This window comes from Parachryseolinea silvisoli (assembly GCF_021190955.1).
In the GTDB taxonomy this organism is placed as follows: domain Bacteria; phylum Bacteroidota; class Bacteroidia; order Cytophagales; family Cyclobacteriaceae; genus Ohtaekwangia; species Ohtaekwangia silvisoli.
On sequence record NZ_JAIOAO010000001.1, the window covers coordinates 924154 to 947277 of the forward strand.

Genomic DNA, 23124 nt, shown 5'->3' on the forward strand with positions numbered 1-23124 from the left:
GGCCCGGGGTACCAAGCGCCCGTTTACTTGATACTAATGTACTTTCAAGTCTTCATTCAAAGTATATACCTTCCCAGTCTCGGTTTGCAGCGTCACCGCTTTATTACCGTACCGCACCTGGCAAGCTCCCCCCAATCGTGACAGCAACGTCACTTCCTGCAGTACACCGTTGGCCCATGTCATGGAGACTTCAAACCCGCCGCGCGCACAAAGCCCACGAACATACCCCGTAGCCCAAGCCTTCGGCAACGCCGGCAACAACGTCAGCGAGCCATCATGGCTCTGCAACAGCATTTCCGCCATACCCGCCGGAGCACCAAAGTTACCATCGATCTGGAACGGCGGATGATTATCAAACAAGTTAGGCAACGTCGACTTCTTAAATAGTGCTACGAGGTTTTCATGCGCCGCTTCGCCATCGCCCAGGCGAGCGAAGAAGTTAACAATCCACGCCCTGCTCCAACCCGTATGGCCTCCACCATGCGCCAGCCGATAATCGATTGTCTTACGAGCGGCAGCAAAAAGATCAGGTTGCTTGCGGGTAATCTCCTTCCCGGGATGCAAGCCATATAGATGCGATATATGCCGATGCCCAGGCTCCGGCTCCTGAAAAGATTCCGTCCACTCAAGTATACGTCCGTCGGCGCCAATCTGTGTCGGTGATAACTTTGCCAGGATCTTCTCGAGCTTTTTACCAAAAGCCTCGTCCTGGTGCAATACGCGCTGGGCCAATAGCGTGCTCGTTAACAGGTCGCGGATGATCATGTGGTCCATCGTCGGTCCCATCACCATCGTTGCTTTCCGTCCATCGGCAGTCTGAAATGAATTCTCCGGAGAAATAGAAGGGCCTGACACCAACTTGCCCGTGGCGGGATTCTCTACCAGCCACTGCGCACAGAACGCTGCGGACTCTTTCAAGATCGGGTAATATTGTTGCAGGAACGCTTTGTCACCCGTGAAAGCATAGTGCTCCCACACGTGCTGCGCACACCACGCCATGCCCATGGGCCACATCGCCCAGCTGGGATACCCATACGGCGCCGTGAACAGCCACGGGTCTGTTGTAAAATGTGCTACGGTACCATCGATGCCATACATAGTCTTTGCTGTCTTGCGCGCATCGGGACGTAGTTTATCGAGGAAGGTAATGAAAGGCAAATGCAGCTCCGACAGGTTTGCCACCTCCGCCAGCCAGTAATTCATCTGAATGTTAATGTTGATATGATAGTCTGCGCTCCACGGTGGCGTCAGGCCGTCGGCCCAGATGCCTTGCAGGTTTGCCGGCAAACCTCCCGGGCGCGAGCTGCTGATCAACAAATAGCGACCGAACTGGAAATATAATGCTGCCAGGTGCGGATCTTCATTTCCATGCTGCAACGCCGACACGCGCGCGTCGGTAGGAAAGTATACCGCATTGGTCACGCCCAAATCGAGCGCTACACGGTTAAAGTAGGATTGATAGTCCTGTATATGCGCGCGTTTCAAATCTTCATATCGCTTCGCCGTGGCGGCGGTCAACTGCTGTTGCGTGGTCGTGCGCGGGTCACCGCCGGTATAGTCGGTGGCGATCGCGATCAGCACCGTGACGGCATTAGCCTTTTCTATAGACAGGTGTGTACCCCCGGCGGACAGAGAGCCTCCTTCTGGTATAACACGCAACTGTGTTACCAGCTTCACACCTACCCCGCCACCGGTGTGCTCCTGTAATAATATATCATTTCCCGAAACAGATACCGCCGCGTTGCTACCAGGACGGGTAAGCGCGAACTGTAACGACAGGGCCCCCGGCCGGTCAGCCGTCAGTCGCAATACCACCACCTGGTCGGGCGCGCTGGAAAATACTTCACGCGTATAGGCTACCCCCTCTTGTCGGTATTGTACGGTAGCGACCGCTGTCTCGAGGTCGAGTGCGCGTTCGTAGCCTTCGGGTTCTGCCCCTTGCGCGGGAAATGTCAACCACAAGTCACCGGCGGTCTGGTAACTGCTGTTGACCGTTTTGTTGCCCATCATCTTATCGATGGCCAGTTGCTGTGCGTCGACGTACTTGCCGGCAAACAACAGCTTGCGGATGACGGGCAGCGCGGCACGTGCGCCGGGATTGATGAAGTCTTCCGGCTTACCCGTCCACACGCTTTCTTCATTCAGCTGCAAGCGCTCCGATTGTACACCACCGAAGACCATCGCGCCTACCCGGCCGTTGCCGACCGGCAGCGCCTCGTTCCAATTTGCAGCAGGTCTGTTGAACCAGAGCCTCCAGTTGGCCACCGGCGCAGGCGACTGCCCGGCGGCGTGTACCACAACGCCCAGCCACAACGTGGCCAGCACTAAACTCATGCGTATATAAGATCGTATCATCATGTTTGAAAGAACTTGCTAAGCTGTTTTGCGCAGCAGCCGCATCGTTAGTACAGGAAACGGATTTCCCAACGAGTCGACCGACGCCCGGTGAAAGGTACGAAAGCCCATGTGCTCATAAAAGCCCACAGCTTGCTGATTCTGCTCGTTGACGTCTACTTCATAGATGCCCAATGTTTCGATGGCATACCGCAGCAGCTGCCGGCCTGTACCCTGACCGCGCGCGGCGGGATGTATAAAAAGCATTTCCAGCCGCGTACCGGCTACACCTGCAAACCCGAGAATAGCGCCGGCCTCACTGCGTATACAACGCAGGTCAACATCTTTTAAATAGCTGTGCTGTACCAGGGGGCGGAAGAACTGAATATGTGCTTCGGTCAGAAAGTGGTGTGTGGCACGGACGGACGCCTCCCAGACATCGGTAATCGCCGCGTAGTCGTCGGGCGAGACAAGTTCGATGGCATGCTGGATCATAGAAAGAAAATTATTAACGGATAAAGACAGATTGTTTGTTCAACGCATCTGCCAGCCAGTAGGGATTGACCTGGTCGAGGTCGGCGGGCAATGCGTCGGGGGAAAAGAAACGCCACGCCCGCGTTTCGGCGTTGGTAAAAGAAATGTCGGGCGCTTCGAGCAGCTTTACTTCAAAATACGAGGTGATATACTGCACACGGTGGTCGGTATGATCGTAGGTGGCAAAGGCCGGCATGGAATATACTCCGATGAGTCGTATGATTTCGGCCGCCGTGTTGATCTCCTCCCGGATCTCGCGCAGCATCGCATCCTCCACTGTTTCGCCAAACTCTACATGGCCCGAAATGATACACCACTTGCCGGTGTCTCGTCGCTGCTGCAGCAACACATGCCCCTGGTCGTTAAATATGGCCGCGGATACGGCGGGAAGTATCTTCTGTTCACGTGGCGTCATGGCTGCGCGAAGTTGGAGCCAAATCTTCAGGAATCCAAGCGCTGGCGGGCCTTGAGCGCGGCACGTAAAAGTTTACTGACCTTCGCCACGGGCACATCGCGTGTAGGGTCAATTAACAGAATCTTCATACGCGCCCGTTTCTCCGGCAGTAGATCAGGATGCTCCAGCAGATGTCCATCGACAAAACCGACGTACGGTTGTTTGTATTTTTTATGTACCCACAGGTAACAGAACATCTTATCGCGGTAACAATAAAATGGCATGCGGTATTTCCAGGCTTCCGTAATACCGGCATCGAGCTGCAAAATATGCTCACGCAAAAAAATCATACAGCTTTTTACGGGTTCCGGCTGCTCGGCAAAGTAAAGATCGATTGGGCGCATCGATACAATATGCTGAAAAAAGTGCTAACGACCAACGTCTTAAAAAAGAGCAGCAACGTGGCGTTGCCGGAGTCTGTCACACAACATTTTGTCCGGGACTACCACGCGCTGCCTTGCCTTACCCCTAAGGCAAATCCTAAACCTAAACTAAGACCTAACTGAATAAATATCTTTTCAAGACCTCTTCGATCTCCTTATAGAATAGCTTCTCGTTTCCTTCTGTCAGGGCCGCGCTGCCCGTACGATGAAAGTCGTCAATAATGGGTTTATACCAGGTCGTGTCTACAGGAGCGATCAGTAGTTGCTTCAACTCACTTTTTATAAATTCAAGCTTTACGTGCGACAGCTCCATGATCCGGAATTGCTGGGAGAGGTATACAATCATATTTCGCTCATCCAGAAAATCTTTGATCAGATCGTTACGCAACTTGCGAATGACATCGATAATGTCGACAGCGTCGTGGCGTAGCGTGGTATCCTCCATAGTTGTTTGTTGTTTCATCGTGTAGGGGTTAAAAAATGGTTATCGCAAAAGACTATTGTTGAGAGAACATGTGCTGGCCCTTTTCAAAAGTATGCGGACGCAACAGTCGCGTGCTGATCGTAGCATCGATCTCGCGGTAGAACAACGCGTTGTCCAGGTTTGTAAAATCGTTGTGCAGCACGGACTGGAAGATCGGACTGTAGAGCACGGGATCGATGCCGTCGTCTTTCAATAAATCCAGGCTGTTTCGAATCTTTTCCAGTTGGCCTACGCTGGCCCGGGAAGAAAATTTATAATCAATGTACGTATTCAGTTCGCCCTGAATCAGTTTATTCACCAGCGTTGCGCGGTGCTGTTGCAGGATTGGCTTTAATAGTCCGGGGATCAGATCCGGATTCCAATCGTCAATTTTTTTGATGCCGTTTGCCGTTTTTACCATTTTCATACCTCAATCGTTTAGACCGATACAAACGTACTAAAACTAAATTTATTAGTAAATACAAATCTAACTAAATTTGATAATAGCGCTTTTTAGCGTAAAAACGAAGGTATTGTCCGTTGCGAAGGACAACACAGGGTGTTAAAAATTACGGTTGTTTTAACGTTCTTCTTCTAAGGAATTGGCCGTCAGCACGGTATTACGGATCACCTCATCCAGCTTCTGTGCGGTGGCTTCCAGCATGGAAATGATGCGGATGTTTTCTTCGCTTAACGTAGATTTTTCGATGATGCTGGTCAGACCAAGAATGGTCGCCACCGGCTGCCGCGTATAGTGCGATTGCACCCAGGAAATATGTTTCAATAGCTCGTTCTGCCGCTCGATCTGCAGCAAGTGGCGCTGGCGCTCGTCTATGTCCGTAACGGTAATGGTCGCACCAATGATCTGCTCCTGATAAAATACCGGGCCGTATTCGGCGCGTAGCCATCGCGATGTTTCGGGGAACTGCACCTTGCGTTCGGTGACCACCGACTCGCCTGCCAGCGCCCGATCAAAGTCGCTTTTAAAAGCATCGAACAGGTAACGGCCCGCTACCCGTGTGTCGTGCAGCGTATAGTCGAGTATATTCATCCCGGTCTTCAGCTCACGTGCATACAAGGCCTGGCTTTCATCGCCCGCCTTTTTGTTGAAGAATAAGATGCTATAGTCGGGGGCCACCAGGATGACGGTGGACTGTGTACTATCCAGTACGGCTTGCAGGATCTGCCGCGACAATACCAACTCTTTATGAATGGCCTGGAGCTCGGTCACTTGCTTGTTGACTTCTCCTTCCAGGCTTTTTTTCTGATCCGTGACGTACGCCAGCAAATCGTTCTTGTAAATGAGGCCCGTCAGGTTGCCATCGTCCATGACGGCCAGCACGTCGGTATGCGTTTCCTGCATCACCCGCAACGCCTCTTCTATCGCACACTCCGGCGACACCGTGGGGCGTGCAGTGAGGCAATCAATTACTAGCGTGTGCGAGTGCTGTACGACGTCCTGGGGTGTAAGGACACCGATGGGTTGTTCGTTTTCATCCTGCACAACCAACGCGGACTGTTGCACCAGGTGGTCTTTGATCGACCGTGTTCCACTGTAGGCGGGAACCACGTCGTACTGATGCCGGATGAAACGGGTGATAGTCATCAGAACTCCTGTTCGATGTTGGAATAGGAGATCGTGACCCGAAAGTCAACCTTCAGCAGCTCACCTTCGGATACAAAGGGGAAGACCTTGTCGTCGAGTATATCGATGATCTTCTCCTTCGGCATCTTGGATAAAATGCGTTTGTTGACAAAGACTGCCTCTACCAGCGGATGGCCGACTTCTACCAGCTCGAAACCATTGGGAACAAGCATATCAAACGACTTGGATATACCGATCTTACCGTGTTGAGAGTTTTTACCCAGGATGAGAATCTCCTGAAAGGGTGGCAATTTGATTTCTTCGAATGAAAGATCGATGGAGTATTTTAATCCATTCCCTTTAGCCATAGACTGACATTTTGCATTAGCGCGGGCCTAATATACAGTTATAATAGACATATGTATAGGATTTAGGAAATGGGCTGTCAAAAAAATTATGGCCCGCGCCGTATCGGTGGCGTTAGGAAGAGCACCTATGGCTGGAGGCGAGTAAGTATCCGGGTCAACTCGTGTGCATCCGGCAGTACGGTGTATAGGAAGACAGGGATACCGTCAACATAAATATCCTTGCGTAAGTCCTTTATATAGTGCATGCTATGAGAAGACTGGGGGTCAGGATATAGGACGATGGCATCGGGCATGCGCACGGCGAGCAGGCACCGCAAATGAAAAAGATCGACCGCAACCTCTACCGTAGCACACACCGGCTCGCCCTCCAATATATGTTGCGCGCTTTGTGCTCTGGCAGGATCATCACACAATAAAAAGACATGCTTGTGGGGCGCCATCGGGTAAGCTGGTCTACAAAAAAGCGGCTAAAGTTAACGGATCTTTAGAAAATTAACGAACCGTCAAGTCCAGGAATCGATGCCAGGCAACCCGTCAGATATAAATTGCCCGATTATTCAAAATAATAGTTTGACTTTCGGGTTAAATACCCCTTTTTTGTGACCAAGTATGGTTTGTTTGTTGTTAATACGTTGACAATCAATATCTAGCCTGTAAACAGAAGAATATGAACCTTTCCGGCGCCAATACGACCCACGTTCTACTGGCAGAAGACGACAACGAGGATTATTATATATTTTCGGTGGCGATTCAACAGGTGCCCCTGACGGTACTCCTGACACGGGCGGAAAACGGCGAGCTGTTGATGCAGCTCCTCGACGAGAAAGTGCCCGATATACTCTTTCTGGATATGCTCATGCCGTGTAAAGATGGGCAGCAGTGTCTGCGGGAAATACGCGCAAACAAAAAATACGACGCACTTCCGATTATTGTTTACTCGTCACTCGACGACCTTCGAACGATCGAGTTTTGTTACCGCGAAGGTTCGAATCTATACGCCATCAAGCCCTCGTCGTTTGATGAGCTTAAAACTATTCTCGAGCGCATTCTGACCATCGACTGGAGGAAGGTGATGTACTTCCCCACCTTTTCGGACTTTGTGCTCAACCCCCACTGAGCTGTAGGGTCAATCGGCTACAAACGGGATGTGTACACGCTGGTATGCAGGCTTACGAATGTGTTCCCGCATATTGCGAAAGCTCTCAAACGGTCCCTTTGTAGCAAATAGATTGATAAGCCATGCCGGAATGGCGCCTCCCGGATCAATATGTAGCATATATTCTACGTGTAACTGCGATGGTGCCGCCGGCTTAATGGTCCACTTCCCATCAGCATGTGGCACCCGTACAACGCCATCCTTCTCGGGGACATAGCTGGGTTCGTTAAACGACTCAACGGTCATGATACGCGTCACAGGATCTTGCGTGACCCGAATGCGCGCGATAAAGTCGCGGTTACTGGCCGGCCAGGGCACATTGATCTCCGAATGGTATACGACCTCTTGTGGCGAGATTTGTTTGAGCAACGTGCAGCTCCTGGTGCTATATACCCATTGATCGGTAGTGGCTACATCCAGGATGACCGCCGCCATCTGGGACATTGTCGCCTGTATCGAAAACGATACCTTCAACGCTTTAATGTCAGAGCCCGCCACCGAGCGCATGTAAATCTTAATACCCTCCTTTTCGTCACGTAATTTCCAGTCTTCCTGGGCGACAACAAAGTGCAGGGGATAGATAAAAAAGAGCGCTGATAGTAGAGATTTCGGCATAAGCACAGGGATAACGCATTTTAGACGTTCGTAGTTTCTAAAATATTGCGGTCGCCGGAGGATGTTTTTTGCATGTTGCTGTATTTCAGGCGACAAACTTGCATTTTCCGTAGACAAGAACAGACCCCATAACGTATAAAACCGTATCATTACGACGTTATTGTTTCAATATTTCAAGAGAACTTCCATGCAAACATTTCAATTTCTGCGCCCCGGAGCCCTGCTGGCCTGCTGTGCGCTGTTGCTTTTGGCCGTAGCCTGTAAAGACGATGATGACAGCAACGCCTCCGCCAGCAACCAGCACGTCAACGACTGGATCCTGACGAACATGCAAGACTGGTATCTGTGGAATGACCAGCTGCCCACGAACACAAACAAGAACCTCGCCCCCGATGAGTATTTCAACTCGTTGTTATACGATGGCGACCGCTTCTCGTGGATCCAGGACAATTACCAGGACCTGTTGAACTCGCTGCAAGGCATTAGCAAAGAAGCCGGCTATGAATACGCCCTCTACCGCGAAAGCAACACGAACAACAATGTAATTGCGCAGATACTGTATATCAAACCGAACTCACCTGCTAAAAACGCCGGGCTGAAACGCGGCGATGTCATCACGCACATTAACAATACACAGATCACCATTTCAAATTACCAAACCTTGCTATCGGCCCTGAGTGAAAATCATACCCTGACGTATCGCGCCATGGATGTGGAAAGTGAAAGCCTGAGCGATCCCGCCACTGTTTCACTCACCCCTCAGGAGTACCACGAAAACCCGAACTACCTACACACCGTCATTGAAACCGGCGAGCACAAGATCGGCTACTACGTCTATAATTTCTTTGCCGCGGGCCAGAGCGATGGTAACGAGTACGATACCGAAATGGAATCGATCATCAACGGCTTCAAAACAGCCGGTGTAACGGACCTTGTACTCGACTTGCGGTTTAACAGCGGTGGCTCTGAAGTATCGGCTCTTAACCTGGCCAGCTTGCTGGGTGCAGACGTCAATAACACAAAGGTCTTCATGACAAAAGAATACAACGACGATGTAGAACAGCAGATCCTCAACGATCCGGATCTTGGCGAAGACGTACTCACCGTCAACTTCACAAACAAAGCGGCCAACGTGGGCAATCTGCTGCAAAACAAACGACTCTTTATTCTGACCGGCTCACGCACCGCCTCTGCCAGCGAGCTGATCATCAACGGTCTGCGTCCCTATATGGACGTGTTCCTGGTGGGTGACACTACCTATGGCAAGAACGTTGGCTCCATTTCCATTTACGACGACAAAGATGCCACAAACAAGTGGGGCATGCAGCCCATCGTCGTAAAAGTATATAATTCACTGAACCAATCTGACTACGACGGTGGTTTCTACCCCAATATTATAGACCCCGACAACAACTTCATACTATACCCGTTCGGCGACACACGTGAACCCCTGCTGGCCAAAGCGATTGGTCAAATCACGGGCAGCGGTACGATCGGCCGTACCAGCCTGGTAGACCGTCCGCTGATAGCACACTCACTTGATCGCAAGAAACGAAGCTTCCAGCTAACCGTGGATGATCGCGCGGTACGGACATTGAAACGACCGTAATCGAGCAGCGTAATAGCAAAAAACGGGTGCCTTTTAAGAGCACCCGTTTTTTATTATCAATAAATATTTCTCTTATCGCGCCGACTCTTGCAGCGTTGCTTGCTGTAAGATTCGATTGACATCTACGTTTGCACCCCATGTCTTATTCGCGCGAGGTCCCATGACCAGCTTTAATACACCGCCTTGTACAATATCGGTGTGCGTCATCCACGGTCCGTCCAGACGTTTACCATTCAGGTATGCTTCCTGGATAAACTTGTTTTGCTCGCTGCAGCCAAGGGCATCCACCTGGAAGTCTTTTCCATTGGGCAAGTGAATCGTCGTCTTTTCAAATACCGGGCTGCCAATGGTATACAACGGAAGGCCTGGTACGATGGGATAAAAGCCCATGCAGGAGAATACCACGAAGGCCGACATGCCACCACCGTCTTCGTCACCGGGTATACCGAAGATATTATCGGGGTACCACGTGTTGAGCAGCATGCGTATACGTTTCTGCGTCTTCCACGGCGCGCCGGTAAAATTGTATAGATAGGGGATATGGAAGCTTGGCTCATTCCCCATGGAGTACTGACCAACGATGCCGGTGAAGTCGGGGAATTTCGCCCAGAGCTCGTATTTGCTCCGGCCCAGGCTTTCCTGGAACAGTTGATCCAGGCGTGCTTCAAAGGCTTGCTTGCCGCCCATCAGGGTCATCAGGCCGGGAATGTCCTGCTGCACTTGCCACAGATAAGTCCAGCCGTTGTTCTCATCGTAATAGTCGCGGCCACCCATGCCACCGTCGAAGGTCGGGTCGATGTCGATCCATTTGCCGTTGGCATCTTTCGGCATGAAGAATCCTTTCTCGGCCTGGTACAGATTCTGGTAGTTTGCCGATCGTTTCAGAAAGAGTGCATAGTCGTCCTTATGTTTCGCCGCCACGGCAAGCTGTGAGAGCGCCCAATCGTCGTAGCTGTGGCCCAACGTAATAGCCACGGCCTGCCTGCGCTCGAACGAATGCACCTCTCCTACCGTTTCCTTTTCATCGGGATGCAGGGCGGGGTAATATCCTTTCTGGTGATAGAACGAATCCAGTGAGCATGCCGGCCCGTTGCGCCACGGCAACATGGTAGCCTGTGTGGCATTCTTTTTCGCTGCTTCATACGCGAGCGGCAAATCAAATGGCTGAATGCCTTTGCGGTAGGCATCGAGCAGCGTGATGGTAGAGTGGAATCCATTCATGCACGGGTTGTCGCCCCACAACAGCGGGAACGTTGGCAGCCAGCCGCTCTGTTGGTACATTTTCAGATACGACGCGATCATGTCTGCTTCCTGGGCTGGGTTCAGGATCGTGCGCAGCGGGTGGTGCGCAAGATACGTATCCCATACCCAATCGTCCACATAAAACGGACGGCTATCGTCGTGGATCCGTTTGTCGTAATGGCTATAATATTTACCGTCTTCAGTAATATTGACCATACGCTCCTGGCAGCGGTAGAGCGCGGTATAGAACGTACGCTTCATTCTGTCGGTGCCTCCCTTTACTTCAATCTGGTTTAATACACGCTCCCATGCCTTCTGCGCACGTTGTTTATCGCCATCAAAGTCCCATGCGGGTTGTTCTTTTACGAGGTTCTTGCGGGCCTGCTCTGCGCTGATAAACGATATCGCATATTTAAACTCGATCACGCTCGCGCCGGTCTCTGCCCACGACATACACGCCTGGCCTTTGCCGGTGGTCTCGCGACACGCGGCATATACACCGGGCTTGCTGAATTCACCGTATACCCACGCCGTCATACCTTTCACTTGCTCGGTACCTGAAACGGCACGATCTGATACCCGTTGCCAGGCACCCCCCTGACTGATCTGCAGGAATACATTCTTGGTGGAGCCCGCGGGGAAGACTATACGAAAATGTCCGGTTTTGGCACCGGGTACAAAAGCGATCTCAATCTCTTCCTGGTCCAGCCACTCCGAATAATAGTATGGCGTCAACACTTCGTTCTCGGGATCCCACGTGGCACGCGGCGGTGTGGCAGTAGCCATCGCCGCGCCGGTATAAGGCATGACGCCAAACAGGTGTCCCTGCCGGTGTGAGACCAACGACAAGGGGAACGTGCTGATCTGCGGATCAAGGTGATCTTTTCTCCCGGGGTACGAGCGTATTGCCTGGTTAGGCAGTTGCGCCGTAGGGCGCGTGGGCTCCAGCAAATGGCCGACGTTTCCGACGCGCGGGTCAACCCAGGACAATGGCGCCTGGCCATACGATGTAAGGGCGAGAAGTAAAGCAGCGCTTATGCCTGCGGCCGTGCGGCGTGTAATGAGGTTTGATAGCATAGACAGTGGCTAGTTAATCGATTCAGCAACGGTTAAAGATAGACACCTTCTTCTGAAGACAAAATACCGCTGGTGGGATAACATGCAAAAAGAGGCCGTCTCGAAAGGCAGCCTCTTTTTGCATCATTCTTTTCTTTTCTCTATTGAGGAATTTCTACTGTGCCGAGATCGGTAACCTGGCCGATCACAACGCTGACATTTTCTTTTTGCGTGCTTTCAAAACTGCTGTTGGGCACAAACGAAACCGTGTAGCTTCCCGCAGCAAGCCCACGCAGCAGGAAATGTCCGGTGGCATCGGTGTACGCTGTAGCCAGGGTATCGGTTTCTTTTATAGCATACACCGCCGGGGTCGATGCTACGGGAGATACGACACCTTTTATTGCGCCGTCCTGCGCTTCGGGAATCGTGCGGATCACAGGCTTCAGTTTGTACTGCCCGCTGCCAGTGAGTAATACCGACCGGGCCACATCAAAATCCAGCAGGATCTTATAGGTGATGTCTTCGACAAGTGTCTGGTGCACTTGCAACTTCAAACCCGATTGCTGGCCGCTGGGCACATCCAGGTCAAACATCTCACCACCGACCTTCAACGTATTTTCGCTACCAAGCTTCAGCCGGATCTGCGAAATCGCTCCGGGAGGGATCGTGATCTCGCCCAACAATGTATCCAGCCCATTCGTTAACTTCAGCAGGTTGTAAACACCCGTGTGAACAGGCAGACTCCTCCACCCCGCATCATCATCGCCATCCCCCACGTGTACCTCCACTCCTTTCAGATCAATGTTCACCTCCTGAAAGTCGCCGGGCGCATCCGTCAGCCACACCTGGACGCGCGCGTTCTTCTTCTCATCCGAATCACAGGAAGTAGCGATGAACGCAGCGATTCCCATGACAATTAAAACTAGCCTTACATGCTTCATACTGTTAGAGAGTTGTTTGTTCGGCTAAATTCCTCATAAAGCCTGGAAGGGAACCTGAGGAACCGACCAAACGGAGTTATGAGCCGCAGACAGACAATCGCAGCGTTTGCAGCAAACAGAAATGGATCCTTCTATATTCTCCGTTTTCTTTTATAGAAACTCTTTCCTGAAGTGGGTCTCGGGTCCGTTTATTGAACAGAGGCGAAAAACTTCGATAGTATCATCCGCAACACAAAAAAAGGGTGTCTAAAAAAGACACCCTCAACCTTTTATGCGCATGCAGAAGATGCGCCTTTTATTTCTGTGCGCCGAAAACCTTCTTCAACAGGTCAGTGGTACGCGCGCCAGGATCGTCACGAATTAACTTCTCCTCCTTCGCCACCATCACAAACAACCCATCGATAGCTTTCTCAGTAGCATAGTCATCCAAATTCGGATTCACCTTCTGCACCATCGGCAGTTTGTTATACGCATTGACCAGGTCTGCATAATACTTCGTTGCACTAACCTTCTGCAGCGCCGCCTGGATAATGGGCTTGAACTTGGTAGTAAGTTCGGGCGAGGTTGTTTTGTCGAGGTACTGCGTCGCAGCGTTATCTTCGCCTTTCAGGATACTCCAGGCGTCCTGAACGGTCATCTGCTTGATCGCCGACACAAAGATGGGCTTGGCCTCTTTGGCAGCTTCTTCAGCCCCGCGGTTGAGGGCGAGGACGAATTTATCGACCTGAGCGCCCATGCCTACCTGGCGCAGCTTGGTCTCGACTTGTTTTACTTCCGGCGGAAAGGGAATTTTGATTTCGGCATTTTTAAAATAGCCGTCGGCTTGCGACACCAGGTCGGATCCTTTCGAGGCACCATTGGTAAGGGCTTCTTTGAGGCCGGCAGCAACCTCTTCGGTTGTCGGCATCCCGCCCCCTTTCAGGGTCTTCTTCAGCTTGTCCAGGTTCAACTGCGCGTGCGCGAAGCTCCCGATACTGGCAAACAACAGCAATAAAACAGCATGTCTCATGTGGTAAAGTTTAGTTGGCAGCATTAATGTAACCGCCAGGAACCTTGTAACCTGGCAGTAAGTACCGTCTATCACAAACCTTGCCACAGCTGGAAAGTGTTCCAACAGCACGGCCCTTTTTGTAGACAAAAAGGGCCGCTGCTTTGGAGTTTGTTCCTGTCATTCAAACGTAAATGTCTGACCCTCTGTCACACCGCGCCACGTATCCGTCCGGAACGGCGACGCCGGAAAACCTTCCTTATTATAAAGATTGTCATCCCACGGGTTATCAGACCACCCAAAGCGCACCGCCACCGGCTTCGCTACTTCATCCGAAGCAACCACCACCTCGTTGCCCTGCAACCAGGCCTTGGCATAATGAAACTTCTTATCCTCACCCGCTACTTCAAACCCACGCAAATAACCATACTTATCCTGGATCACCAGGCCACCGCCCATTTCGGTAAACGACACAAAAGCTTTATTACCCTCAAAGCGTACCGCCTGATACGACGGCCCGGAGTATACATTGCCCTGTGCATATACCTTGTTCAGCGCGATGGCCGCCAGGCGCTTGCCAACATCTTGTTTGTTGCGGGGGTGAATGTCAAAGGCTTCGCCTACATCCGTCGTCACCGCCATGCCCGTATTGGGCAACGCCAGGGTCATGCGTTGGGCTTCGCGCAGCTCAGCCCAGGCGCTGGTACCCTGGGGGTTAGCACCGCGGGACGCCTCGTAGGAAGCCAGTTGCACAAAGTAGAACGGGAAGTCACCTTGTCCCCAGCGGTTGCGCCAGTCCTGAATCATCAACGGGAAGGCTGTGCGGTATTGATACGCCCGGCCGGCGTTGGACTCGCCCTGATACCAGATCGCACCCGCGATGGTATAGGGGATCAGCGGATTCAACATAGCATTGAACAGCAACGTCGGGAAGCTGTTAGGCCCCACCGAGCCGCCACCAGCGGCCACGCGCTCGACATAAAATTTCCACGGACCGGCCAGCGGCGTGCGTAGATCCGAAGCAGTTTTTACAGATACTGCCGCGGGTTCGTCCCACAGACCACCACCGCCGCCGGTATCTTCCACGCGTACGGCAATGACGTTCTTACCGGCTTTTAACAAACCTGCCGGAATGCGGTATGTTCTCTTCTGGTCATAGCCCGCGGTCTTACCGACCGATGTACCGTTGACGAACGTCTCGTCTATATCGTCGATGGCGCCCAGGCTCAGCACAGCATCTTTACCGGCGTCGGCATCGCTCACGTTAAAAGATTTACGGAACCATACCACGCCATCGAGACCGTCGAGGCGTTGGTTTTCCCACGCACCCGGTATAGACATGGTGGGCCAGGATTGGTCGTCAAAAGCTGCATCCTTCCAGGTCGCTACAGCTGTCGCCGGAACGACGATGTTCATCTCTTTCAGCTTTGCTGTAGCACGCTCTTTGCGCTGGGCAGCATACGACTCGAGATCGATCCGGGGCAGTGACGCCATCATGGATTTAAACTCGTCACTCTTCTCGAAGGCCTCGCGGCTGGTCCATGTCTCGCTGTGCGTACCACCCCACGACGTGTGGATCAGGCCGATGGGCACGTGCAGCTTGTTATACAGGTCGCGGGCAAAGAAATAGCCGACGGCCGTAAAATTAGCAGCGGTCTCGGGCGTACAAGACTTCCAGTCGCCACCCGCCACATCTGCCTGCGGCGTAGAAGCAATCGCCTTCTGCACCAGGAACTGACGGATCTCCGGGAAATTGGCGGCCTGTATTTCGAGCGTTGCATTTTTGGCTGCCGACAACGGCCACTCCATGTTTGACTGACCGGAACATACCCATACCTCGCCTATTAAAATATTCTTTACGGCAAGGCTGTTTTTTCCTTTTACGGTCATTTCATAGGGGCCACCGGCTGCTTCGGCAGCAAGCGTGATCGTCCACTTACCCGTTTTGTCGGTCTTAACTTTTTTGGATTGTTTGTTAAACTGTACCGTTACACTCTCGCCGGCATCAGCCCACCCCCATACCTGAATGGGCTTATTGCGCTGCAATACCATGTTGTCGGTGAAGATCTTCGGAAGCTTGACGTTTCCGTAAGCGTGTGCCATTGTGCAAAGCACCGCCAGGGATAGAAGTAATTTTCTCATACGTAAAGATGAAATTGAAAATTTTGCCAGGAAAAAGCAACAGAAAGTATACAACAACGGTCCCCAAAGATGATAGTCGAGCCCTGATTTACTATATTCGCCGCATTCTGAATGTAAAAATATGCGTGTTCTGGTATGTGACGATGACGAAGTCGTGCTGAAAGTAGTAGAAGTAACCCTGCGCGAGCAAGGCTACGAGGCGATCCTGACCCGCGACGGCCAGGAAGCCATGTCGGCGCTTGATCGGGGCGAGCACTTCGACCTGATCATTACCGACATTCACATGCCGTACTTTAACGGCGACGATATCCTCAAGCGCGTGCGCGAGGAACAACGGCAACCCACACCGATCATCATGCTATCATCAGACGGCGAAGAAGAAGTGATTGCCTTAGCCCTCAAACAAGGTGTTAATGAATTTCTCGTAAAGCCGGTCAATACCCGCGACCTGCTCAAAAAAATAAACAAACTGCTAGGCTGATTGCGAGCGATGATTCGGGACCGGACCGGCGTCACTCGAGCGAACCGGGGCATACACCCGGGCAACTTCAACCACGCTTTGTCTTACCGCCACAATGACGACACGCGCCACCAGGTATAGGCCGGTGGATAACGCCACGAGGGCTACCAGTTTCTCAGCATTTCGTTGCTCCGCATATATACCGATACAGCACCAGGCGATTGTCATTGGGAAAATAAAATCATGATACCGGTTGTGTACGGCATTTGCCAGCATGGCCACGGCCAGCACCGCGAGAACTGCGACGACATTTTCACCAAACGGTACGCCCTCGTATCCAATCGACTTTAGCCAGACACCGGCATACACAATAGTACTAAAGGTCAGCCAGGCTGCAGCCGTTGTAAAAGGCAATTGAATCCATTTATATTGACGGTACAGCGTTGTATTCATTTCGTTGCGAATACGCATAAAAATGATCAACGATAAAACCAGCTGTCCCACCTGCACCAGCCAGGCAACAAACAAATACTCTTGCGTGAACGTATAAAGCCACACCAGGGTCAGCAGAGATGAAAATACTATAGAGGGGGCGATCTTGTCGTAAATGGGAATATGGCGTTGCGCCGGGAGTAATTGATAGCCGGCATATACCAGCAGCGATGCGGCAATAATCGCCACCACAGAGAACGTATACCCAGCAGGAATAAACAGATGCTCATGCCGACCGAAGATCGCGCTTACGGGGATCGCATCTCCGGGCAGGAAAGTATAGACAACCGTAAGCCCGATGCTCAGCAAAAGCGCCGGTAAAACCAGCCAACGCCAGGAACGTGTGTAGTGATCTTTCATATATAGACAGTATTACTGTACGGATGACAAATTGAAAAATTCATGCCGGGGAATCTGGCACTACGTGCAGCATCATTCATAGGTACAACATGCTACGGATAGTGTAGAAATAAGTCTACTCTCCCCCAGGTTGTAGCTAAAAGCGGCTGATTCACGGGGCCTTATACAGCCGGCAGCGCCATTTTGTGGCTGGCATCCTTATGGTAGGATTGGTACAATACCAATTTTGAGAAATCATGAGACCTTCGATAAAAAACTTCAAAATGCCGCGGGTAGTGTACCGCCGCCCACACAGCACCGCAGACCCGATCAAGAATTATATCCTGTTGATATTCATTTTGATGCTGCTCTCAGCATTTGTATTAGGCAGCTAACGAAGCCCGTGAGAGCCCGAGCGGAAAAAAGTGCTTTCCTCTCCCCGCTCTCACGCTCACACCCACACTGCTTAATCGTGGTGTCCTGCTGGCTCAATATGGATCATAACATCGGTAAATTCCGGCAGCGTCAGTTGAATATGATCTTTTACACGATGTGAAATCGCATGTCCCTCCTCTACCGTCAGGGCCTTATCCACCCAGATGTGCAAGTCAGCATGCTTAAAAACCCCCATCTTCCGGATATGACACTTCTCCACCAGTACCACCTGCGGCACACTACCGGCCAGACGCATCACTTCCGTATTCACGGCGGGATCTAAGGCTTCATCCAATAGCTCGCCGATGGCCGGCCGCAGAATGAGATACGCATTGATCATAATAATAGCCGACGCAAACAGCGCTGCATAGTCATCCGCTACTTCATACCCCTCGCCCCCTACAATGCCGATCAAGATACCAATAAAGGCTGCTGCCGAGGTAATGGCATCACTGCGGTGATGAAACGCATCGGCCTTCACAGCATCGCTTTTCATTTCGGTACCGGTTTTTAACACAAACCGGTACAACAGCTCTTTCGTCGCAATCACAACCACGAGGATGGCCAGTGTATACGGTGCAGGTGTTTTATGCGGCGTAATCATGTTCTGAATGCTCTTCACGGCGATCACCACCGCCGCAACCGCCATCGCTATGGAGACGCCCAACGCCACAAGCGCTTCCATTTTACCATGCCCGTAAGGGTGGTCTTCGTCCGCCGGACGCGACGACCATTTTAATCCCAGCCACAGCATGGTCGACGTTAAAATATCAGTGCTGGATTCAATCGCATCGGCAATGAGGGCATAGGAATTCCCGAGTATGCCGCCGACGCCTTTAATAAGTGCCAGGGCGGTGCTGACGATGATGCCGATCACCGTTGAGCGAAGACCCTTATGCGAGTTGGGAGTTTGGTGCAGCACGCCGTAATTATTGGGTCGCAATATTATAAAAAAAAACACCCGGTGCATGCTTTTATGCTACCGGGTGTCTTCCCTATACGCTACGTACCGTTTTTAATCGGCAATCCCCTGCAATTTGTTTAAAGCGATGCCTGCCGAGAGGTAGTCGTACACCGCTTCGAGGTAATTGGATTGCGCCGTCGACAGGGCCAGTTCGGCGTCTGTCAGCTCAAGGCGTGCGGAAATACCACTCTTATAACGATACTGAATGATAGTGTAGCTAAGGCGCGCGGTCTCGCGCGTTACCGATGCCGTTTCGAGTCGCGCGAACGACTCCTGGCGCGCGGCAAGCGCCTGGTGCACGGACGCGCGCAACTGCTCGTGCGCATGTTGTTGGCGCAGCACAGCCTGTTGCCGTCCCAGGGCAGCCCGCTTCACTTTCGCTTGAGATGAAAAACCGGCAAACAGTGGCACCGAAAGCTGCAGTCCCACAAACGAGGCCGAAGGATAATAGGCGTTGCCATACTCAAAGCTGTTGGTATGCGATTGCACCTGGTACTGCGCCACGGCCGAAAGCTGTGGCTTGCGCAGCGATGACGTCATGCGCACTTGCTGATTTTCCAGTTGCTCCCGCAGCGCCAGCGATTGAAAGTAGGGATTGTTACGCTTGGCCGCAGCGTACACGTCCTCCTCCGAAGGCACTGCTTCCGGTCCGGGTACTACAAGCGAATCGGTTAGTACGATGTCTTGCAGGGAGTCTACACCGATGAGCGTCTTGAGCTGTAGTGTACTGGTCTCCACCGCGAACGACAACCGCACGAGCTCAGGCTCCAGGTTCCGCACGGCCGTGTAGGCACGCAACGTATCGACACGCAACCCTTTACCTTGCAGCAGCAATGAGCGGGCATCTTGCAGTACGCGGTTGTTCCGACGAATGCTCTCTTGCTGTAGCTTGATGCGCTCGTTCAGCACGAGGACCTTGAGATAGGTTTCGCGCAGCGATGCCAGTACTTCCTGACGTCGGCCCTGTAATACCGTTTGACTTTCACGTTCCTGTAACCGGGCGTGGTGCAGCGAAGGAATCGCCAGCGGGTTATAGATAGGCTGCACCGCCGATACCGAAGCATTCAGTTGGTCCTTGCCGCCAAAGCGGCCGTAAGGCACTTTGCCTTCAGCACTGGTTTCACCAAAGCCGAAGAACGGCGGCAGGTCGAAGTAATGATTCACACCCGCCTGCGCGTTTACCGAGGGAAGGTAAAGCGCGCGGGCGATGATGCGTTGTTGAGCGGCTTGCTCGACGCCGAGTTGGCTTTCGAGGATCTCGCGGTTGTGCAGGTCGGCAAGCCTTACTGCCTCCTGCAACGACAGCGGCTGTTGCGCGGCTGCCGGCCGTGTCGCGCCTACGATGAGGGCGAACAACAGCGTGCGATAGATATACCGAAGTGGTTTCATAATTTTTATAGAGTAAGATCAGGCAATAGCCGCCGGGTTACCAGCCACCGGAAGGGGTGCGGGCTTCGCGGCATGCGCGTACGGCCTGGAGAAGTAAGAATATACCGAAGGGATCACGTAAAGCGTCAGGATACCGGCGAAGATCAACCCGCCGACGACGGCAATACCGAGCGACGTGCGGCTGCCGGACGACGTACCGAGCGATAACGCAATGGGCAGTGTACCAAAGATCATCGCGAGCGTCGTCATCAGGATCGGACGGAAGCGCGAAGCCGAGGCGGCCAACACAGCGTCTTTTACCGACATGCCTTCTTCCTTGCGTTGGTTGGCAAACTCCACGATGAGGATCCCGTTTTTGGTGATCAGACCGATCAGCATAATGATACCGATCTCGCTAAAGACGTTGATCGATTGGCTCGTGATCCAGAGGCTCAGCAGCGCACCAGTCAGGGCCATCGGCACCGTCAGCAGAATGATAAACGGATCGATCAGGCTTTCGAACTGTGCCGCCAGTACCAGGTAAATGAGCAGAATGGCAAAGATGAAGGCAAAGATCAGGCTCGAGCTACTTTCCGCATAGTCGCGGCTCTGACCGGCAAGGGCCGTGTTAAAGCCCGGCGGCAATGTGCTCTTGGCAATCTGATCCATCTCCGCGATCGCCTCGCCCAGGCTTACACCGGCGGCCGGCGTAGCGGAGATCGTAACACTATACGATTGGTTGTAGCGATAGATCGCCGGCGGGCTTACACTTTCTTTCATGCTCACCAGGTTGTCGAGCGACACCATCTCGCCATTCTCGGCGCGCAGGAATAACGAGTTCAAATCGGCCGGTGCAGAACGTTCTTTGCGATCCAGCTGCCCGATTACTTCGTATTGACGGTCGTTGTAGATAAAGTATCCATAGCGACGACCACTCAACGCCAGCTGCAACGTGCGGCCTATCTCCTGCGTGGAGATGCCCAACTGGGCGGCCCGCTGACGGTCGATCTCGATGCCGATCTCGGGACGGTTCACTTTAAAGTCAGGATCCTGGAAGCTCAGCTTCGGGCTTTGCACTACCTGGCCCATCAGCTTCGGCATAACACCGATCAGACTGTTGAGGTCAGGCGCCTGCACAATATATTGTAAGGGCTGTGAGCTGGAGAAACCACCGATGGTCGGTATTTGAATGGGAATGACGATCACATTCCGGAACCGGCCGGAAGCCGCGATTAGTTTTTCATAGATCTGCTGCTGCGACAAGCCGCTGACACGGTCTTTCGGATCTTTTAAGAACACCCACTGGAAACCGCCGTTGACAGGCTGCACGAGTGTACCAACAGAGGCTGCTATACCGGCATAGGTTCGGTTGCCATTCAGGTCAGGGATGGAGTCGGAGACATAATTATTGATCTCCTTCATCGTCTGCTCCATTCTTTCGTAGGATGTACCCTCCGGCGCAATTACAGCCAGGCCCACCATGGAACGATCTTCCAGCGGTGCAAGCTCCGACGGCAGTGAAGGCGCCAGCCACCAGGCAATCCCAAACGATACCAACAGCAACACAAACCCAAACCAGCGCACTTTAAAGAAGGCGTGCAGCGACCGTTCATAGGCACGGTTCAGCCCTTCAAACCACGGCTCGGTTTTACGATACAACCAACCGTGCGAAGCATTGGCCTTGAGCAAATACGCGCTCATCATCGGTGACAACGTCAGCGCCACGAAAGCTGACACCAGCACCGAGCCGGCCACCACAATCGCGAACTCTTTAAACAACCTGCCCGTGATACCGCCCAGGAACAAGATCGGGAGGAACACCGCAGCGAGCGTAACCGTAGTCGAGATTACGGCGAAGTATATTTCGTCAGAGCCTTTACGCGCCGCCTCGATCGGCGACATACCCTGTTCGATCTTACTATAAATATTCTCCAGCACCACAATCGCGTCATCCACCACCAGCCCGATGGCCAGTACCAGGCCCAGTAACGTCAGCACGTTGATCGAGAAGTCGCCGATATACATGATAAAGAAGGCTGAGATGATCGATACGGGAATAGCCACCAGGGGAATGATCGTACTGCGCCAGTCGCGCAAAAAGATAAAGATGATCAGCGCCACCAGGCCGAATGCCAGGAAGAGTGTTTCTTCTACTTCCGACAGCGAGTTGCGTACGGGTACGGTAAAGTCTTTTCCAAGGCTGATGATATAGTCTTTGGGAGCCGTACGAACGATCTCGTCAAAGCGGGTCTTGAACTCATCTACAATAGCCAGCGAGTTGGCACCCCGTTGCGGCTGCACACCCGTACCGACACCGTAACGTGCGGTCGCACCGTCGCCGACAATCATCGCCGTGCGTTCATTCTGCGAAGACATGATCGCCGTACCGATATCGCGGAACCGCACAATGGCGCCTTCGCTTTGACGGACGATCATGTTGTTAAAGTCTTCTTCTGTTACCAATCGCCCTTGCGTACGCAGCGTGACTTCGGTATTCTCACCTTCAATCCGGCCGCTGGGCAAGTCGACATTCTCGCGTTGCAAGGCAGCCTGAACATCGGCGGGCGTTAAACCGTAGGATGCAAGCTTGAGCGGGTCCATGCGCAGGCGCATCGAGCGCTTGCGGCCGGCATAGGTGTCTACCAGGCGAACACCGGGGATAGATTGCAACCGCTCTTTAATATTGATGTTGACGAAGTCGGTGATGTCTTCCAGGCTCCGGGTATCACTTTGAACCGTAAGGAACACCAGAAACTCGGCAGGGCCGGACTTTTCTACAATGGTTGGTTCGATATCCGCTGGCAACTGTTGCCGCGACTTCGACACCTTGTCGCGCACGTCGTTGGCGGCAGCTTCCAGGTCGGCGTCCAGGTTAAACTCAACCGTGATAATACTGACCTGCTCACGCGAAACAGACGACAGGGCGCGGATGCCGTTCGCTTCGGCAATCGCTTCTTCCAGGGGCTTGGTCACCTGGGCGGCAATGATATCGGCGCTTGCGCCCGGATATACCGTGGTAACCATAACGATGGGTGAATCAGTGACGGGATATTCCCGTGTTCCGAGGAATGTGTACCCGACGATACCGAATAGTACCAGCAGGACCGACATAACACCGGCCAATACGGGCCGGGATATACTTACTTGTGATATCGCACTCATGACGATTTTTACTTGATTTTAGGAGAGAGTATGG

The 23124-nt window shown here is 52.5% G+C and carries 21 protein-coding genes; 3 read left to right on the top strand and 18 right to left on the bottom strand.

Features of this window, described 5'->3' with window-relative positions:
• Window positions 1-33 precede the first annotated feature (33 nt).
• The 9 genes from K7P01_RS03945 to K7P01_RS03985 all read right to left on the bottom strand — a co-directional run bounded on the left by K7P01_RS03945 (window position 34) and on the right by K7P01_RS03985 (window position 6561).
• Entirely contained in the window at window positions 34-2358 is a 2325-nt protein-coding gene (locus tag K7P01_RS03945) for a glycoside hydrolase family 95 protein (RefSeq protein ID WP_267290053.1), read from the bottom strand.
• Between the two features lie 15 nt (window positions 2359-2373).
• Window positions 2374-2829 carry a GNAT family N-acetyltransferase gene (locus K7P01_RS03950; protein ID WP_267290055.1) on the bottom strand — a complete coding sequence of 152 codons (456 nt, stop codon included), beginning with the start codon at window positions 2827-2829 and terminating at the stop codon, window positions 2374-2376.
• Between the two features lie 13 nt (window positions 2830-2842).
• Window positions 2843-3283, bottom strand: a complete 441-nt coding sequence (locus K7P01_RS03955; protein ID WP_267290057.1) for an NUDIX domain-containing protein — start codon at window positions 3281-3283, stop codon at window positions 2843-2845.
• 26 nt (window positions 3284-3309) lie between these two features.
• Entirely contained in the window at window positions 3310-3612 is a 303-nt protein-coding gene (locus K7P01_RS03960; protein ID WP_267290059.1) for a DUF1801 domain-containing protein, read from the bottom strand.
• Between the two features lie 208 nt (window positions 3613-3820).
• The gene (locus K7P01_RS03965) at window positions 3821-4168 is read right to left on the bottom strand and encodes a hypothetical protein (protein WP_267290063.1); all 348 of its coding nucleotides are present in this window, start codon (window positions 4166-4168) and stop codon (window positions 3821-3823) included.
• A 34-nt stretch (window positions 4169-4202) separates the two neighbouring features.
• Complete coding sequence (locus K7P01_RS03970) at window positions 4203-4595, bottom strand: alpha-amylase family protein (RefSeq protein ID WP_267290065.1); 393 nt, start codon at window positions 4593-4595, stop codon at window positions 4203-4205.
• A gap of 153 nt (window positions 4596-4748) precedes the next feature.
• Entirely contained in the window at window positions 4749-5774 is a 1026-nt protein-coding gene (locus tag K7P01_RS03975; protein WP_267290067.1) for a CBS domain-containing protein, read from the bottom strand.
• A complete protein-coding gene (locus K7P01_RS03980; RefSeq protein ID WP_267290069.1) occupies window positions 5774-6121 on the bottom strand; it encodes a hypothetical protein in 348 nt (115 codons plus the stop codon). The genes K7P01_RS03975 and K7P01_RS03980 overlap by 1 nt, the downstream gene beginning before the upstream one ends.
• A gap of 125 nt (window positions 6122-6246) precedes the next feature.
• Window positions 6247-6561 carry a hypothetical protein gene (locus tag K7P01_RS03985; protein ID WP_267290071.1) on the bottom strand — a complete coding sequence of 105 codons (315 nt, stop codon included), beginning with the start codon at window positions 6559-6561 and terminating at the stop codon, window positions 6247-6249.
• A gap of 227 nt (window positions 6562-6788) precedes the next feature.
• On the opposite strand from K7P01_RS03985, the gene K7P01_RS03990 reads away from it, so the two are divergent.
• Window positions 6789-7238, top strand: coding sequence for a response regulator (locus tag K7P01_RS03990; protein WP_267290073.1), 450 nt, complete (start codon window positions 6789-6791; stop codon window positions 7236-7238).
• Window positions 7239-7247: 9 nt separating this feature from the next.
• Here K7P01_RS03990 and K7P01_RS03995 read toward each other — a convergent pair whose 3' ends face one another.
• The gene (locus K7P01_RS03995) at window positions 7248-7892 is read right to left on the bottom strand and encodes an START domain-containing protein (RefSeq protein WP_267290075.1); all 645 of its coding nucleotides are present in this window, start codon (window positions 7890-7892) and stop codon (window positions 7248-7250) included.
• Window positions 7893-8079: 187 nt separating this feature from the next.
• Here K7P01_RS03995 and K7P01_RS04000 point away from each other — a divergent pair, with 187 nt between their 5' ends.
• Entirely contained in the window at window positions 8080-9501 is a 1422-nt protein-coding gene (locus tag K7P01_RS04000) for a S41 family peptidase (RefSeq protein ID WP_267290077.1), read from the top strand.
• 72 nt (window positions 9502-9573) lie between these two features.
• Here the strand turns inward: K7P01_RS04000 and K7P01_RS04005 are convergent, their stop codons facing one another.
• The 4 genes from K7P01_RS04005 to K7P01_RS04020 all read right to left on the bottom strand — a co-directional run bounded on the left by K7P01_RS04005 (window position 9574) and on the right by K7P01_RS04020 (window position 15870).
• Complete coding sequence (locus tag K7P01_RS04005) at window positions 9574-11820, bottom strand: GH92 family glycosyl hydrolase (protein WP_267290079.1); 2247 nt, start codon at window positions 11818-11820, stop codon at window positions 9574-9576.
• 140 nt (window positions 11821-11960) lie between these two features.
• Window positions 11961-12710 carry a DUF4382 domain-containing protein gene (locus K7P01_RS04010; RefSeq protein ID WP_267290081.1) on the bottom strand — a complete coding sequence of 250 codons (750 nt, stop codon included), beginning with the start codon at window positions 12708-12710 and terminating at the stop codon, window positions 11961-11963.
• A 325-nt stretch (window positions 12711-13035) separates the two neighbouring features.
• Window positions 13036-13749, bottom strand: a complete 714-nt coding sequence (locus K7P01_RS04015) for a DUF4197 domain-containing protein (RefSeq protein ID WP_267290083.1) — start codon at window positions 13747-13749, stop codon at window positions 13036-13038.
• A 159-nt stretch (window positions 13750-13908) separates the two neighbouring features.
• A complete protein-coding gene (locus K7P01_RS04020; protein ID WP_267290085.1) occupies window positions 13909-15870 on the bottom strand; it encodes a sialate O-acetylesterase in 1962 nt (653 codons plus the stop codon).
• 121 nt (window positions 15871-15991) lie between these two features.
• On the opposite strand from K7P01_RS04020, the gene K7P01_RS04025 reads away from it, so the two are divergent.
• Entirely contained in the window at window positions 15992-16351 is a 360-nt protein-coding gene (locus K7P01_RS04025; protein ID WP_267290087.1) for a response regulator, read from the top strand.
• On the opposite strand, the gene K7P01_RS04030 is transcribed toward K7P01_RS04025, so the two are convergent.
• The 4 genes from K7P01_RS04030 to K7P01_RS04045 all read right to left on the bottom strand — a co-directional run bounded on the left by K7P01_RS04030 (window position 16343) and on the right by K7P01_RS04045 (window position 23090).
• Entirely contained in the window at window positions 16343-17182 is an 840-nt protein-coding gene (locus K7P01_RS04030; protein WP_267290089.1) for a hypothetical protein, read from the bottom strand. The two genes, K7P01_RS04025 and K7P01_RS04030, sit on opposite strands and share 9 nt — an antisense overlap.
• 445 nt (window positions 17183-17627) lie before the next feature.
• Window positions 17628-18557 (bottom strand): cation diffusion facilitator family transporter, encoded by a 930-nt coding sequence (locus K7P01_RS04035; RefSeq protein WP_267290091.1) that lies wholly within the window; start codon window positions 18555-18557, stop codon window positions 17628-17630.
• Window positions 18558-18611: 54 nt separating this feature from the next.
• Entirely contained in the window at window positions 18612-19949 is a 1338-nt protein-coding gene (locus tag K7P01_RS04040) for a TolC family protein (protein ID WP_267290093.1), read from the bottom strand.
• 18 nt (window positions 19950-19967) lie between these two features.
• On the bottom strand, window positions 19968-23090 hold the full coding sequence (locus K7P01_RS04045; protein WP_267290095.1) for an efflux RND transporter permease subunit: 3123 nt from the start codon (window positions 23088-23090) through the stop codon (window positions 19968-19970).
• Window positions 23091-23124 lie beyond the last annotated feature (34 nt).

Bases quoted from the DNA above. Each gene is read 5' to 3' on its own strand.
- K7P01_RS03945 (WP_267290053.1), bottom strand. From the start codon at position 2,358: ATGATGATACGATCTTATATACGCATGAGTTTAGTGCTGGCCACGTTG.
- K7P01_RS03950 (WP_267290055.1), bottom strand. From the start codon at position 2,829: ATGATCCAGCATGCCATCGAACTTGTCTCGCCCGACGACTACGCGGCG.
- K7P01_RS03955 (WP_267290057.1), bottom strand. From the start codon at position 3,283: ATGACGCCACGTGAACAGAAGATACTTCCCGCCGTATCCGCGGCCATA.
- K7P01_RS03960 (WP_267290059.1), bottom strand. From the start codon at position 3,612: ATGATTTTTTTGCGTGAGCATATTTTGCAGCTCGATGCCGGTATTACG.
- K7P01_RS03965 (WP_267290063.1), bottom strand. From the start codon at position 4,168: ATGAAACAACAAACAACTATGGAGGATACCACGCTACGCCACGACGCT.
- K7P01_RS03970 (WP_267290065.1), bottom strand. From the start codon at position 4,595: ATGAAAATGGTAAAAACGGCAAACGGCATCAAAAAAATTGACGATTGG.
- K7P01_RS03975 (WP_267290067.1), bottom strand. From the start codon at position 5,774: ATGACTATCACCCGTTTCATCCGGCATCAGTACGACGTGGTTCCCGCC.
- K7P01_RS03980 (WP_267290069.1), bottom strand. From the start codon at position 6,121: ATGGCTAAAGGGAATGGATTAAAATACTCCATCGATCTTTCATTCGAA.
- K7P01_RS03985 (WP_267290071.1), bottom strand. From the start codon at position 6,561: ATGGCGCCCCACAAGCATGTCTTTTTATTGTGTGATGATCCTGCCAGA.
- K7P01_RS03990 (WP_267290073.1), top strand. From the start codon at position 6,789: ATGAACCTTTCCGGCGCCAATACGACCCACGTTCTACTGGCAGAAGAC.
- K7P01_RS03995 (WP_267290075.1), bottom strand. From the start codon at position 7,892: ATGCCGAAATCTCTACTATCAGCGCTCTTTTTTATCTATCCCCTGCAC.
- K7P01_RS04000 (WP_267290077.1), top strand. From the start codon at position 8,080: ATGCAAACATTTCAATTTCTGCGCCCCGGAGCCCTGCTGGCCTGCTGT.
- K7P01_RS04005 (WP_267290079.1), bottom strand. From the start codon at position 11,820: ATGCTATCAAACCTCATTACACGCCGCACGGCCGCAGGCATAAGCGCT.
- K7P01_RS04010 (WP_267290081.1), bottom strand. From the start codon at position 12,710: ATGGGAATCGCTGCGTTCATCGCTACTTCCTGTGATTCGGATGAGAAG.
- K7P01_RS04015 (WP_267290083.1), bottom strand. From the start codon at position 13,749: ATGAGACATGCTGTTTTATTGCTGTTGTTTGCCAGTATCGGGAGCTTC.
- K7P01_RS04020 (WP_267290085.1), bottom strand. From the start codon at position 15,870: ATGAGAAAATTACTTCTATCCCTGGCGGTGCTTTGCACAATGGCACAC.
- K7P01_RS04025 (WP_267290087.1), top strand. From the start codon at position 15,992: ATGCGTGTTCTGGTATGTGACGATGACGAAGTCGTGCTGAAAGTAGTA.
- K7P01_RS04030 (WP_267290089.1), bottom strand. From the start codon at position 17,182: ATGAAAGATCACTACACACGTTCCTGGCGTTGGCTGGTTTTACCGGCG.
- K7P01_RS04040 (WP_267290093.1), bottom strand. From the start codon at position 19,949: ATGAAACCACTTCGGTATATCTATCGCACGCTGTTGTTCGCCCTCATC.
- K7P01_RS04045 (WP_267290095.1), bottom strand. From the start codon at position 23,090: ATGAGTGCGATATCACAAGTAAGTATATCCCGGCCCGTATTGGCCGGT.